Source organism: uncultured Algibacter sp. (assembly GCF_947495925.1).
Lineage (GTDB): Bacteria > Bacteroidota > Bacteroidia > Flavobacteriales > Flavobacteriaceae > Algibacter_E.
In genome coordinates, this window is sequence record NZ_CANMAU010000001.1 from 155,668 (window position 1) to 169,918 (window position 14,251).

A 14,251-nucleotide genomic window follows, 5' to 3' on the forward strand; every position below is an offset into this window, starting at 1 on the left:
ATGAGTAACAAAATAAACCATAGCTTGTCTATTGCAAAACCTGATGCTACCGACATTTCAACAAAACAAAAACTAGCATTGACCACAGGAATAATAGGATTATTCATTCTAGTTCTAGCTTTATTCAACACTAACTTTCCAAATAAAGGTCTTTTCTTAACTTTAGCTTTAGGGTTAATTTCTATTGGCACCATTATTTATTCTAGAGATGCTTATTTAACTAAATTGGAAGGCATTAAAAACGATGGCGTTTGGTTTAAATCTATATCTTCTAGAGGTGTCTGGGGTTGGATTGTTGGTATTATTCTGACTACCTTCTACATTGTTCTTTATTTCTTCCCAAAGTATTTGGGTTTAGGTAGTAATGGAGCTGAAAACACAGGTTTAATAAGCTTGTTTGACCCCTTAAGCAATTTATTAAGCAGAAGAGCTGCAAGCCAATGGTTTGTTTATGGAACACTTTACACGGTTGCCATTTTAGCCTTTGGTTATAAATTCATCCTTAAATACCGACATAATAGGTACCAACAATTACGCACCATTTCTGTAATGTTTTTTCAACTAGGTTTTGCCTTTCTGATTCCAGAATTCATGTATGTTATGAATAATGACTTGCCCTACTACGATTTAAAATCTATGTGGCCTCTTAATTATTACATCTTTGATGAATGGTCTGTTAAAGGTTTTCTATCCAATGGTAATATCGGATTAGGGCTTATCTTGTTTGGCATTATTACCATCTTTGTAATCTCGCCCATTTTAACTTATAAATTTGGAAAGCGATGGTACTGCTCTTGGGTATGTGGTTGTGGAGGGTTAGCGGAAACTGCAGGTGATTCTTTCAGACAACTTTCATCTAAAAAAATGTCTGCTTGGAAATTAGAACGCTGGTTGATTCATACCGTTTTGGTGTTTTCAGTAATCATGACTACTGCTATGATTTACACGTATTTAGGTTATGATAAAAATAACTTCTGGCTTACAAGAGGTTTGTTTACAGCTTTAGTTATAGGGTTTCTAACCTTGGTCTTTGCAGGTGTTCTATTCTTTAAAAAACAAGAACTCGGTAAAGACGCAAAATATGGAGCTATCGGTTTCTTTGTAGTTATCGCAGCTTTACTCATTATGCATTTTACTGGTACTATAGATAATGTTTTTTACATAAAAAGCAACTCGTTAAGATCGGCATACGGCCTTTATATTGGCTCTATTTTTTCAGGAGTTATTGGCACTGGTTTTTATCCCATTTTAGGAAGTAGATCATGGTGCAGGTTTGGATGCCCTATGGCGGCCATATTAGGATTTCAGCAGCGTTTGTTTTCCAAATTTAGAATTACCACAAACGGCGGACAATGCATTTCTTGTGGTAACTGCTCGAACAGTTGTGAAATGGGTATTGATGTTAGAGCCTACGCACAAAAAGGTGAAAATATTGTGCGTTCAAGTTGTGTGGGTTGTGGTATTTGTTCAGCCGTGTGCCCTAGAGGTGTGTTGAAACTAGAAAATGACAACATGGAAGGGCGTATCAACCCAACCGAAATTTTATTAGGAAATGATGTTGATTTAATGGATTTAGTTAACAAAAAATAATCTTTGTGAAACACATTTTTATAACAGTAACTTTAATTAGCAGTTTTATTTCAACTACTCACGCCCAGAAAACATATCAGAAAAACTATGACAATAACAATCATTTAATTTCTGAAGGTTGGCTTGAAAATAATCAGAAAGTAGACTACTGGCATTTTTATTACCCAAACGGAAAAGTGAGAAAAGAAGGGCATTTTTCTTCTGGTATAGCTGCGGAATATTGGCGATTTTATTCTGATAGTGGTGGCTTAAAAATGGAAGGGCATTTTGAAAACGGTAAGAAAAGTTATTGGTGGCTTTTCTACGATAATATGGAAAAAATAAATCATAAATGCCAGCTTAAAAATAACCAGAAAAATGGTTATTGTCTGATATACAATAATGAAAAACTAATTGCCGCCTCCAAATATAAAGCGGGTAAAAAATTAAAGGAATGGACTACCTTTGCTTCATTTAAAAGTGAAAATAAATTAAGTGATTTACAATGACCAAAATAAAAGTCATTATACCTGCTTACAATGAAGCAGATTCTATAACTCATGTAATTAATGATATTCCCGCCATAGTGGATGAAATTATTGTAGTTAGCAATAACTCTACTGATAATACAGATATCAATGCAAAAAATGCGGGAGCTACTGTTTTGGTTGAGACTAAAAAGGGTTATGGTTACGCATGCTTAAAAGGCATGCAATACGTAGCAAATCAAGTTAATAAACCCGATATTATCACTTTTATTGATGGTGATTATAGTGATTACCCTGAAGAATTATCTAAAATTGTTACCCCAATAATTGAAGATAATATTGATTTAGTAATAGGAGCAAGAGTAAAAGAGTTAAGAGAAGAAGGGGCAATGACTATTCCTCAAATATTTGGAAATTGGCTTGCAACAACCTTAATGCGGTTTTTTTTTAGAGCTAAATTTACAGACCTAGGGCCTTTTAGAGCTATTAAATATGATAAGTTACTGGCTCTTAATATGGAGGATAAAACTTATGGCTGGACTGTAGAGATGCAATTGAAAGCTTTAAAGCAAAATTACACGTACACGGAAGTACCTGTTAACTATAGGAATAGAATTGGAGTTTCGAAGGTGTCAGGTACAATAAAAGGTGCTATATTTGCAGGCGCTAAAATTTTAGGCTGGATTTTTAAATATAGCGTTAAAAAATGATTCTAGAGACAACCATAATCGTTATTTATAGCATATCGCTATTGCTTATTTTCTTATATGCTTTAGCACAATTAAATTTGCTATTTAATTATCTTTCCTCTAAAAAAGGAAAAAGTCAATGTGAAAAATTTGACTTTTCAAATTCTGAAGAAATTCCGTATATCACCATACAACTTCCCGTTTATAACGAGATGTATGTTATGGAGCGCTTGCTTGATAATATAGCTAAAATTGATTATCCCAAAGATAAACTTGAAATTCAAGTGCTGGACGACTCTACTGATGAGACTGTAGAAAGTACACGTCTACATATTGAAAAACTTCAAACTACCGGTTTAGATATTAAGCAAATAACAAGAACAGACCGAAAAGGTTTTAAAGCAGGTGCCTTAAAAGAAGGCTTAGAAGTAGCAAAAGGTGAAATCATAGCTATTTTTGATTCAGATTTTTTACCAAAATCGGACTGGTTAAAACGAACAGTTCCTTATTTTAAAGATGCCTCAATTGGTGTTGTACAAACGCGCTGGGGACATATCAATAGAAATTATTCCATACTTACAAGAATACAGGCTTTTGCGCTAGATGCGCATTTCACATTAGAACAAACGGGTAGAAATAGCAAGGGGCATTTCATTAATTTTAATGGGACTGCAGGTTTATGGAGGAAACAATGTATTCTAGACGCTGGAAACTGGGAAGGCGATACACTTACAGAAGATTTAGATTTAAGTTACCGTGCGCAGCTTAAAAACTGGAAATTCAAATATCTTGAAGATGTTGAAACACCAGCCGAACTTCCTATAGTTATAAGTGCTGCTCGTTCTCAACAATTTAGATGGAATAAAGGAGGAGCCGAGAATTTTAAAAAAATGCTAGGTCGCGTTCTTAGTAGTCAGAATATATCTCCTAAAACTAAAGTACATGGTATTCTGCACCTGCTTAATAGCACTATGTTTTTAAATGTACTGATAGTAGGCGTCTTAAGTATTCCTATGCTTTATATAAAAAATGAATATGCTCATTTAAGACCATACTTTTATGTTATGAGTTTCTTTGTTATGAGTACCATCATATTTTTTGTGTGCTATTGGTTTATGTTTAAGAATATTTATGGCGGCGGATTTAAAAATTTCATACGGTACATCGGTATGTTCTTTGTATTTTTCTCAATTGCCATGGGCTTTTCTCTTCATAACTCCATTGCTGTTTTAGAAGGCCATTTAGGAAAGAAAAGTGAATTTGTGCGTACGCCAAAGTTTAATATTAGTAAGTATAAAGATAACTGGAAGAACAATAAGTATATGAAAAGAACCGTATCAGTTCATGTTGTTTTTGAAGGCTTACTCATGCTTTATTTTGCTTTCGGGATGTATAGTGCATTTATTGTGGGTAACCAAGGTGGTGATTTTGGGTTATTTCCTTTCCATTTAATGTTGTTTATTGGTTTTGGATATGTGTTCTTTAAATCTTTAGCTTCGAAGGTTTAAACAGACCTAAGAGATAGATTTAAACATACTCCTAGCATATTTCCCTATTGCATTATTTGTTTAAGTAAATAGTCTTAGCATAACCAAGAAAGGTTTAGTTCAAAAAAGCAACAAACTATATTATATTTAATTCATGCTTTTAAACCCAAGTTTTTTTAAACTCCATAAAGCGCCAATATTTATGGCCCTATTGAGTTTAATATTATATTGGTTATTTGCTTACCATTTGATAAGGACAGATTACATCATGTTAGTCTCTCTATATGTGGGTTTATTTATTCTTTTTTACCAGATTTTTAAGCATTTAAGAAACAACTTTAAAGCCTTAACCTATTTAGCCTTTGGGTTTCGAGCCATTTTTATTTTAGCTATACCAAACCTATCTCAAGATTTTTATCGCTTTATTTGGGATGGCCGGATGATTTTTGAGGGCTTTAATCCTTATTTATATACGGTTGAATCTTTTATTAGTCAAGGTAAATATCCAGTAGACGAGGCTTTAGCTTTAAGGCAAGGTATGGGAGCTTTAAACGCTAGCCATTTTACTAATTACCCACCAATTAACCAGCTATGTTTTTTTATTGCTGCTTTAATTTCGGGGCAAAGTATTCTTGGGTCGGCTATAATTATGCGTTTACTTATTATTGCGGCCGATTTTGGCACACTCCACTTTGGAAAAAAACTGCTTGAAAAGTTAAACATTTCTATTTACAATATATTCTGGTATATTTTAAACCCTTTCATTATTATTGAACTTACAGGAAATTTACATTTTGAAGGGGTTATGATTTTCTTTTTAGTTTGGAGTTTATATTTGTTGCATATAAGTAAATGGGCTTGGACGGGAGTTATTTTAGCCTTATCGATCTCAGTTAAGCTTATACCTCTCATCTTTTTACCTTTATTCTATCAGTGTTTTATAAAAGCAAATAACAATCGAAACGGGGTTTCAACCACACACAACTTCGCAAGGCTTATTGGGTTTTATACCATTGTAATTACCACTACAATTTTACTCTTCTCTCCATTTTATTCTTCCAATTTTATATCTAATTATTCAAAAACTGTGGCGCTTTGGTTTCAGAATTTTGAATTCAACGCCAGCTTGTATTATATAGCACGAGGCATTGGCTATATGTTTAGAGGATATAACGAAATAGCAATCATTGGCAAAATAACTCCAATAATTGTTATTCTATTCGTACTCTGTTTAACTTTTTTTAGAAGAAATACAACTACAGAACAACTGATAACCGCTATGTTACTGGTACTATCTTTTTATTATTTCACTACTACAACTGTGCATCCTTGGTATATCGCTACACTTTTAATTTTGTCTGTATTCACCAAATATAAATTCCCTTTAGTATGGAGTTTTGTTATTATATTAAGTTACTTAGCCTACATTAATTTAAATAAAGCAGACAAGACTGAAAACCTTTGGGTGATTGCCATAGAATACATGATAGTTTACGGCGTATTTATTTGGGAACTATTCATAAAAAAAGCTCCCAAATTGGAAGCTTAGTTTAATACCTTAATATTTATATCTAACTCTTTTCTAAATCCGTAATAGTATTTTTATCATCGCTAGTGTCTTCAGTAAAATTATCATCTTTATTAAAAGTGATTTTAAAAAGACTCCCTTTTAATGCATCCGATTTAAGATCATATTTTTTAAGAGCAGCCTCCTCAATATGATGAAATGTAAATGAAACTACCTTTCCATTTTTAGCCTTTTTCTCAAAAGCGTAACCATCTCCATCCATACCCATATAAGTGGCATATACAATTAACCCGTTTTGGTATTCAACAGATTCAATAGTCTTATCGACATTTTCCTCAACCTTAAAGCTAGAAAAAGTTAAGGTCATTAATCCAAATACACCTAGTACAATTAGTTTTTTCGTGTTCATGTTATTGATGTTTAATATTCATAGTATGTTATCATTGGGAAATATTCAAAAACTATACCACTATAAAATGGTTGATTTTTACTACTTAAAGATACACTTTAATTATAAAACCTAGCTTGGGATTTAAAAAAATAAAAGCTGTAACTCGATATAACACCTTCAAAACCCTTTGTTTCTAAACCTTTAAACTCTCTCCCCCTAAATGAGGGTATTAATTATTATCATCCAGATCTTCTGGATTTTTCAAAGTCTGAGTAGTATCTTCAGTAAAATTACCAAAACTTTCCATGTCGTAATTCTTCATAGTTAGAGCCAACTTGGTACTTACTTTTACTAAATACATGGTATCTTGAGTAGTAACCTCAACGGCTTCAATTATTTCATCATGGTTGTTTCTAAAAGATATAATCTGCCTTTCATCATAACCATCTGGATAGCGTTCAACTAATAAAGTCAAAATCTCTGGTGTCAACTTTTTGAAATCAACGATGACGTGCTTTAAGTTATCATTCCTATTTTTCATAAAGCAAATGTTTTAAGTACAATAGGGTGTCACAGTCAAAAGATACGAAAAAAAATTAAAAAACTAAACAGTAACACCGTGGATAACAATTGATTATCGTTTTATTACGAATAATAAAGACAGTTTATAGAACCTCTTCCTATATTAAATCAATAAAAAAATAATTCTAATTATAAATATACCAAGCAATAATATTTTTTTGAAAGATTTAAAACGACTTACAACATTTTAAGTGTATTTAACTCTTGCTCTGTTAAATGTTTCCAATGTCCACGAGGAATATCTTTTTTTGTTAAGTGACCAATAGCAACACAATCTAAGCTTACAATATCGTATTTGAAGTATTCAAAAATAGTTCTAATAATGGTATTACCAGTATTCTTTATTTTTAAACCAATCTCTTTTTTAGATGCCCCATCAATATAGCTTATCTCCTCTACTTCAATTAATTTGCCTTCAACTTTAAAACCGCCTTGAATCTTTTTCAAATCTTCAAGTTTTAAGTTTTTATCTAATTCAATATGAAATAGTCGAGCCACCCCATTTTTAGAATTTGTAAACTTAGCAGCAACAATATCGTCATTTGTAAAAAGTAATAAGCCTTTAGAGTTTCGCCCTAAACGTCCTATAGGTTTTATTCTAGAATTGGATGCATTTGCAACTAAATCCATGACCGTTCGACCTTTACCTTCACTTGTTGTAGTAGCAAAACCTTTAGGTTTATTAAGTAATACGTAGGCCTTTTTTTCTGGGCTGATTCTTGCACCATCATAACGCACCTCATCTCCTGGTTTTACCTTAAAACCCATTTCTGTTATAATCTTGCCATTAACCGAAACTAAACCTGTAGCAATATGCACATCGGCCTCTCTTCTAGAGCACATTCCAGCATTAGCAACGTATTTGTTCAGCCTAATTTCATCTAGGCTTCCTGATTTTTTAGATGCTGAAGTATTTTTTTTGATAGGTGCATTTCCTCTTACGTCTTTTTTAAAACGCTTACTTCCATTACCACGTCCTGCTGGCTTTCCTTTTCCTTTACCCCCTTGTTGTCTATTCATGACTTCTAATTTTATGCAAAGATATACTTAAAATTACGATTGTTTATTTAAGATTGTTGTTTTGTTGTATCGGTGTTAGTAATTACAGTAAAAGCCCAAACTATTATTTTAGATGCGATTTAAAATAACACCCACATCGATTAATAGAATACTAAAAACTCCCGAAAGAATGATGAATTTTAGAATATTATGTAAGATTAAATAATGTGTTTTGGTTTTTGACATCCATAACAGAAACAGAAATACCGCCAATAAAAACAAACTTAAATAGAAGAAAAAATACATGTACCCTATCTCAAAAGAAGACAACAACAAATAAGCCGGAATTAACGTTAAAACCGCCAAAGTTGTAAGCATAAGTTTGGATGTTTTTTCACCGTAGGCTACTGGAATAGTAACATACCCCTGCGCTATATCTCCTTTAATGTTCTCTAAGTCTTTAGTCAATTCTCGCATTGAAATCATTAAAAACAGGAAAATGGCATGTACAAAAATGACGGTTTCGAAATTCTTGTAATACATAAAAATGGCGAAGAATGGTGTAATGGTAAGAATTGCTGAAGTTAAATTCCCTATGAATGGCAATCGCTTCAATTTATGCGAGTAAAACCAAATACCAAAGATGTAAATGGAAAAAAATAATACTGCTCTAAACGATACATAACTTGCCAGAATTACGGCAATGAAGTTTAAAACAAAATAAAAGGAAAGCTTTGTATTTTGACTTACTAATCTATCCAACCTAGACTTAATTGGGCGATTAATTAAGTCTTTTTCTGAATCGTAAAAATTATTAATAATATATCCTCCTGCAATGGTTGCTGCCGATGCTAATACCAGCATAAACAAATTTAAATCGAATAATACTGCCCGCAAAGGTAAATCGTATGCTAATATATAGATAGCCGTTAAGTACTGGGCTATTATAATAATTAGGATATTATAGCCACGAACCACGGAAAACATACTAAAAAACTTTAGTAGAATGTGTTTCTGAGTTCTTGATAACATCTAATAAAAATTTGATAATATCCTGAGAAACCTCAGGATGACCGTATAGAATTTAGAAATTATAGACAACTTCCAATTTATAATCGGATAAAGATTGCTTTGCTTTTTGAATATCTTCAGTAAACCCTAAAATATATCCGCCTCCACCAGAACCACAAAGTTTTAAGTAATACTCATTAGTTTCAATACCTTTTTTCCAAAGTTCATGAAATTGCAGAGGAATCATAGGTTTAAAATTATTCAAAACAACTTTAGACAACTGTTTGGTGTTTTTAAATAATGATTTTATGTCTCCTTTTAAGAAATCGTCAACACAGGCATCAGTATGTTTTATAAACTGCGTTTTTAGCATTTTACGAAACCCTTCTTGTTTCATGTTGTCCATAAACAAACTAACCATTGGAGCTGTTTCTCCAATAATTCCACTATCAATTAAAAATACAGCACCATTCCCTTCAACCTGTTGAGCAGGAATACCGGTTGCCTCAATATTATCTTTAGAATTGATTAAAATTGGGATACTTAAATAACTATTTAAAGGATCTAAGCCAGAAGATTTCCCGTGGAAAAAAGACTCCATAGCAGAAAAAATGGCTTTTAATTTTAGCAATTTATCTCTTGTCAAGTTTTCAAGAACCGTAATTTTATCAAAGGCATACTTATCATAAATAGCGGCTACTAAAGCGCCACTACTTCCAACACCATAACCTTGGGGTATTGAAGAATCGAAATACATTCCCGAATTTACATCTTCTAATAAACGTTCGTTATCAAAACGAACCTCAGCATCATCAATACTTTGAATATGCTCAGCAAATCTTTTTAAACTTCTATTCGAACTTAAAGCTTCTTTAGAAGGGTTTTCATCCTTTTTTAAAGCTCCATTATAAAAACTATAAGGAATTGACAACCCTTTAGAATCTTTAATAATTCCATATTCTCCAAAGAGTAGAATTTTTGAATAAAATAGAGGTCCTTTCATAAACAACTTTGATTCGGTTATGCAAATTTACGACTGTTTCGCCCCAAATCCAATTTTATCGTTAATATACTGACCTTTTTGACAAAATGCAACTAATTCATTCTGAATGAATTCCATAACAACACTCTTTTCTCTTTCGGGATAAAGTACATGAACATTAGCTCCCGCATCTAAGGTAAAACATACTTTAGAGCCTGATAATCTCCTGAAAGCCCATATTTTATTAATAATTTCTAGGGTGTTTGGTTTCATTAAAATAAAATACGGCATGCTAGTCATCATCATAGCATGCAGTGTTAAAGCTTCACTCTCCACTAAGGCCACAAAAGCATCCAAATCGCCATCTTTTAAAATAGAAACCATTGCCGAAAGGTTTGTATTGGCCTGTTTAAAACGTTCGGCAGCAAAAGGGTGGCCATGCATTAAATTATGACCAACAGTACTACTCACTTGTTTTTCTCCTTTATCCACCAACAATATGGTATCTTGGTAATTTTGAAAATCTTGGTGTACTTCATACGGATATTTTACACCAAAGAGGTCTGAACTTCCCTCAATATCAACATGTTTACCCCATAAAACTAAATCACCTTCTAAACTTCTACAAGCACTTCCAGAACCTAAGCGAGCTAAAAACGATGCTTTCTGAATAAAATCTTCTTGAGATATATCACCAATCAATTCCTTCTCAATGCTCATTAGGCACAAAGCTAAAGCGCTCATGCCCGAAGCGGAAGAAGCAATACCAGAGCTGTGTGGAAAAGTATTTACTGTTTCAATTTTAAACTGATAATCCTTCAAAAAAGGCAAATATGCTTCAACTCGCTTAAAAAAGGTTTCAATCTTTGGCTTAAAATCATCTTTCTTTTCACCATCCAAAAACACTTCAAAAGAATAACCGCTATCACTTTCTAGCTCTGAAAAACTTAATGATGTAGTAGTCTTACAATTATTAAGTGTAAAGCTTATAGAAGGATTCTCAGGTATTTGATCTTGCTTTTTACCCCAATACTTTACCAATGCAATGTTACTTGGTGAAGACCATGTAAAACTGCCGTTCTTAATACTTTTAGGATATGGTTGAGGAATAAAATCTTGTATTATCATGTGCTAATTATCAGTTAACAAAGATAACAACTTTACCATTGTTTTGTAATTCCTTGCGGTAGCTGTTACTTTCAATTTTCGTTCAAAAAAGTTATTACTCATTTTAGCTTTTCCATAACCTGTTGCGCAGTAAAAATAAACACAATTATCAGTTATATGAAATTCTTCATTCGGATATGATATTTTAAAAACCTCGTCTACAATTGCTTTCTCAGGCACATCAAATAACATCATAAAATAACTTTTCTCCTTTTTTTCTTCTGAAAAAGGGCAATCGTCAAAATTCTGTTTTAACTTCTCTGGTGTCTTAACTATTACAGGCACTTCGAAACCAAAGTGATTCTTAATTTCATTATGAATTTTAAGCTCAAGACTTTCAATAGCCCCCTCTTTAGATTGGAAAATGACATTGCCACTTTGAATATAAGTTTTAACGTTATTCAATCCTGTTTTAGACAGTAACACCCTGAGTTCTTCCATTGGGATTTTCTTTTGTCCACTTACATTAATACCTCGTAAAAGGGCAATATATGTTTTCATTTATTTTGAAATATTTTGAGCGGCGATATAGGCGCCAGTCCAAGCATTTTGAAAATTAAACCCTCCAGTAACCGCATCGATATTTAAAACCTCTCCGGCAAAATAAAGATTCTCTACACGCTTACTTTCAAAAGTCTTAAAATTAATCTCCTTTAGGCTTATTCCTCCCGCTGTAACAAACTCTTCTTTAAAGGTGCTTTTTCCATCAACTTGAAAAACAGCCTGGGTTAGCTGGCCACATAAACATTCTAACTGTTCCTTATTCAAATCTGCCCACCGCGTTTCTTCATTTAAGTTGGAAGCCAAAACCAGTTTATACCATAAACGTTTGGGCAAGTCAAACTGTGTGGTTTTAAAAACTGTTTTTTTTGCTAAATCTTGCTTCAGCTCTTTTAAGGTTTCTAGGCAATCTTCAACACTTCGCTTAATGAAATTTATTTCTATTTGAAATTTATAATCTCTTATCGCGAACTCCAAGGCTCCAAAAGCCGATAGTTTTAATATAGACGGAGCACTCATTCCCCAATGGGTAATAAGAAGCGGACCTTCGCTCCATAAATCGCTATCTAACACTTTAACTTCAACATCTTGAGCAACAACTCCAGGAATGTTTTTTATGCGGTTGTCTTCAATATTGAATGTAAACAACGACGGCACTGGTTGAGAAATCGTATGTCCTAAATCTTCTAAAAGGTTCCATATTTTAGGGTTACTCCCAGTAGCCATTAAAACCTTGTGAGACAAAAACTGACCTTGAGATGTCTCAATTTGAAATTGACCTTTTTCGTTTTCTATAGATTTTACTGAATGATTATATAATATTTCAACCCCGTGCTTTTTAGCTTCACTTAAAAAGCAATCGATAATAGTTTGGGATGAATTTGAGACTGGAAACATTCTGCCATCTTCTTCAATCTTCAGTGCCACGCCTCGTTTTTCAAACCAATCAATAGTATCACCGGTCATAAACTGATGAAAGGGCCCTAGTAATTCTTTCTTTCCTCTTGGATAATTTTGAATGAGTTCTGAAGGAATAAATTCAGCATGAGTAACATTACACCGTCCACCACCTGAGACCTTGACTTTTCCTAAACCTTCTTTACCGCGCTCAAGAATAGTTACCTTTAAGTTTGCATTATTTTCAGCAATATTTATTGCCGCAAAAAAGCCAGCTGCTCCACCACCAATAACGATGACGTCTTTTTGCATCATATTCTATCTGGATAATCTGAAATTATAGCATCTACACCATAAGACCTAACACGAGCCAAAGGATTTAAATTATTTACGGTAAAAGCAAACACTTTAAAATCTTCTTTCAATTCTGCTACAATCTCTTCAGTTAGCATGGTATAATCTAAATGAATAGAAACAGCATTAATACTCTTGGCAAAAGCTACCGCTCTAACTAAATTATTATCTGTTATAACACCTAAAGGAATTTTATCGTTTATTTTATATACGGTTTCCAATAATTCTTCTTGAAAACTTGAGACCAAAATGTTGTCATAGTCCCACCCTTTTTTATCTACATAAAATGTAATAATTCTGGCCGCCTCTTTGGCAGTATCCTGCCCTTTTAAATCTATATTAAGTAAACACCTATTATCTATTAAAATTAAAACCTCTGCAAGGGTGGGTATTTTATAAGTCCCTTTAGTTTTTAAATTCTTAAGTGCTCTAAGAGGGTGTTTAGCAACTTCGCCTGTTCCATTCGTAATTCTATCAACCGTAAAATCATGAAAAACCACTAATTCACCAGAAGCGCATCTGTGCACATCTATTTCTATACCATCAACTTTTAAGCCCATAGCTTTCTTAATGGATTCTAATGTATTTTCCGTTACATGGCCCTTAGCTCCCCTATGACCAATTTTTAAAATTTCGTTACTCATATTTTTAATTTATTGGACGCATTAATCCTTCTTGTGCTACCGAGGCTATTAATTTACCCTCACGTGTAAAAATATTTCCTCTTGCAAACCCCCTTGCTCCTGAAGCACTTGGCGACTCCATAGAAAACAATAACCAATCTGAAAAATCAAATTCTCTAAAAAACCACATGGAATGATCGAGACTCGCTGTAAGCGTATTTGTCCAATCCGCTATTTCCGCATGTGGGTTTAAGGCTGAAACCAAAAGGTTATAATCTGATATATATGTTAATATTTGTTGTTTGGTTGACAAATTTAAATCTTTTATATTTCCTTTTAACTTAAACCAAACATCACTGTATGGTGGTAAGTTCTGTCTATCAAAAGGATTCACTATCTCTGTTGGCTTAAACTCAATTGGGCGCTCAATTTCAAAAAATGCTTTGATGTTTTTTGGTAAAAAATCTCCCCATTTCTTCAACATATCTGTCCAACTTAATAAATCTTCAGGTGGCTTTAAGTTAGACTTCATTTCTATTTGATGATTATATCCATCCTCAACTTTATGAAATGATGCTGCCAAAATAAATATCGTACTATCATTTTGATTTGCAGTCACCCTTCTTACAGAAAAACTTCCTCCGTCTCTAATAATACTAACCGTATATGTAATGGGTGTACTAAGGTTACCTGCTTCTAAAAAATAGGCATGTAAGGAATGTAGTATCCTCTGATTTGTAACTGTGCGGCTAGCCGCATTCACTGCCTGTGCCAATACTTGCCCTCCAAACACCACTGGACTACCAACAGTTTTACTAACTCCATCAAACTTACAATCATCTACTTTCTCAAGTATTAAAAGATTTAATAAATCATTAACCGTAGTCATATATTATTCTTTCTTTTGTAATTGTATTATCGAAATAAGTTCAAATTAGTTATAAAAATTTTATAACTTCAAATTCTAAATCGAGCTATCAAGA

The 14,251-nt window shown here is 33.0% G+C and carries 15 protein-coding genes; 5 read left to right on the top strand and 10 right to left on the bottom strand.

Annotated elements, in window-relative coordinates; genetic code table 11:
- The 5 genes from Q0857_RS00695 (at position 1) to Q0857_RS00715 (ending at position 5,782) form a co-directional block, all read left to right on the top strand.
- Positions 1–1,590 (top strand): 4Fe-4S dicluster domain-containing protein, encoded by a 1,590-nt coding sequence (locus Q0857_RS00695; protein WP_298530705.1) that lies wholly within the window; start codon positions 1–3, stop codon positions 1,588–1,590.
- A 5-nt stretch (positions 1,591–1,595) separates the two neighbouring features.
- Complete coding sequence (locus Q0857_RS00700) at positions 1,596–2,078, top strand: hypothetical protein (RefSeq protein WP_298530707.1); 483 nt, start codon at positions 1,596–1,598, stop codon at positions 2,076–2,078.
- Positions 2,075–2,767 (top strand): glycosyltransferase family 2 protein, encoded by a 693-nt coding sequence (locus Q0857_RS00705; RefSeq protein ID WP_298530710.1) that lies wholly within the window; start codon positions 2,075–2,077, stop codon positions 2,765–2,767. Before Q0857_RS00700 ends, Q0857_RS00705 begins: the two co-directional genes overlap by 4 nt.
- Positions 2,764–4,254, top strand: coding sequence for a glycosyltransferase (locus Q0857_RS00710; RefSeq protein WP_298530713.1), 1,491 nt, complete (start codon positions 2,764–2,766; stop codon positions 4,252–4,254). Before Q0857_RS00705 ends, Q0857_RS00710 begins: the two co-directional genes overlap by 4 nt.
- 133 nt (positions 4,255–4,387) lie before the next feature.
- Positions 4,388–5,782, top strand: coding sequence for a mannosyltransferase (locus Q0857_RS00715; protein ID WP_298530716.1), 1,395 nt, complete (start codon positions 4,388–4,390; stop codon positions 5,780–5,782).
- A 22-nt stretch (positions 5,783–5,804) separates the two neighbouring features.
- Here the strand turns inward: Q0857_RS00715 and Q0857_RS00720 are convergent, their stop codons facing one another.
- The 10 genes from Q0857_RS00720 to Q0857_RS00765 all read right to left on the bottom strand — a co-directional run bounded on the left by Q0857_RS00720 (position 5,805) and on the right by Q0857_RS00765 (position 14,157).
- Complete coding sequence (locus Q0857_RS00720) at positions 5,805–6,170, bottom strand: hypothetical protein (RefSeq protein WP_298530719.1); 366 nt, start codon at positions 6,168–6,170, stop codon at positions 5,805–5,807.
- A gap of 211 nt (positions 6,171–6,381) precedes the next feature.
- Positions 6,382–6,693 carry a hypothetical protein gene (locus Q0857_RS00725; protein WP_298530721.1) on the bottom strand — a complete coding sequence of 104 codons (312 nt, stop codon included), beginning with the start codon at positions 6,691–6,693 and terminating at the stop codon, positions 6,382–6,384.
- Between the two features lie 218 nt (positions 6,694–6,911).
- Positions 6,912–7,754: a pseudouridine synthase gene (locus Q0857_RS00730; protein WP_298530724.1), complete on the bottom strand. Its 843-nt coding sequence runs from the start codon at positions 7,752–7,754 to the stop codon at positions 6,912–6,914.
- A gap of 108 nt (positions 7,755–7,862) precedes the next feature.
- Positions 7,863–8,765: a geranylgeranylglycerol-phosphate geranylgeranyltransferase gene (locus tag Q0857_RS00735; RefSeq protein ID WP_298530727.1), complete on the bottom strand. Its 903-nt coding sequence runs from the start codon at positions 8,763–8,765 to the stop codon at positions 7,863–7,865.
- A 52-nt stretch (positions 8,766–8,817) separates the two neighbouring features.
- Positions 8,818–9,747 carry a mevalonate kinase gene (locus Q0857_RS00740; protein WP_298530730.1) on the bottom strand — a complete coding sequence of 310 codons (930 nt, stop codon included), beginning with the start codon at positions 9,745–9,747 and terminating at the stop codon, positions 8,818–8,820.
- A 27-nt stretch (positions 9,748–9,774) separates the two neighbouring features.
- Positions 9,775–10,854, bottom strand: coding sequence for a diphosphomevalonate decarboxylase (gene mvaD, locus Q0857_RS00745; protein WP_298530733.1), 1,080 nt, complete (start codon positions 10,852–10,854; stop codon positions 9,775–9,777).
- A 3-nt stretch (positions 10,855–10,857) separates the two neighbouring features.
- Positions 10,858–11,394, bottom strand: coding sequence for a DUF1697 domain-containing protein (locus tag Q0857_RS00750; RefSeq protein WP_298530736.1), 537 nt, complete (start codon positions 11,392–11,394; stop codon positions 10,858–10,860).
- Positions 11,395–12,606 carry an NAD(P)/FAD-dependent oxidoreductase gene (locus Q0857_RS00755; protein WP_298530739.1) on the bottom strand — a complete coding sequence of 404 codons (1,212 nt, stop codon included), beginning with the start codon at positions 12,604–12,606 and terminating at the stop codon, positions 11,395–11,397.
- Positions 12,603–13,289, bottom strand: coding sequence for a glycerophosphodiester phosphodiesterase family protein (locus tag Q0857_RS00760; RefSeq protein ID WP_298530742.1), 687 nt, complete (start codon positions 13,287–13,289; stop codon positions 12,603–12,605). The genes Q0857_RS00755 and Q0857_RS00760 overlap by 4 nt, the downstream gene beginning before the upstream one ends.
- Before the next feature lie 4 nt (positions 13,290–13,293).
- Positions 13,294–14,157: an acyl-CoA thioesterase II gene (locus Q0857_RS00765; RefSeq protein ID WP_298530745.1), complete on the bottom strand. Its 864-nt coding sequence runs from the start codon at positions 14,155–14,157 to the stop codon at positions 13,294–13,296.
- Between the last annotated feature and the right edge of the window lie 94 nt (positions 14,158–14,251).